Annotated in this window: 1 protein-coding gene; it reads right to left on the bottom strand. The window is 58.6% G+C overall.

Features of this window, described 5'->3' with window-relative positions:
* A partial coding sequence (locus B7449_RS20025) for an IS630 transposase-related protein (RefSeq protein WP_148431388.1) occupies positions 1-230 on the bottom strand: 230 nt, incomplete at its 3' end.
* Positions 231-321 lie beyond the last annotated feature (91 nt).

A 321-nucleotide genomic window follows, 5' to 3' on the forward strand; every position in this document is an offset into this window, starting at 1 on the left:
GCATCAATGATGGCCAGCAGCCAGACCCGTTCAGGTCTGGTTTTCGAGGGACGATGCCCGCCCGTGCCGGCGCAGCACCGATCCCCGACGCGTCTTGCGCGCTGCACCCATTTGATCGCTGAAGCATCACTCACGCCGAAGCGCCGCGCCGCTGCCCGGCAACTCATACCGTCTTTCTCCACCGCATCAATTACACGGTCTCGTAAATCCTGCGAGTAGGCTTTCGGCATGAAGGCTGGCCTCCTTCGCCAGTCTTCATCTTGAATCACATCAGACGCCCTTTGGGAATCCTATGATTCAAGCTATTCGCAGTGCGCTCTA

Origin of the sequence: Komagataeibacter intermedius TF2 (genome assembly GCF_000964425.1) — a bacterium.
In the GTDB taxonomy this organism is placed as follows: Bacteria; Pseudomonadota; Alphaproteobacteria; order Acetobacterales; family Acetobacteraceae; genus Komagataeibacter; species Komagataeibacter intermedius.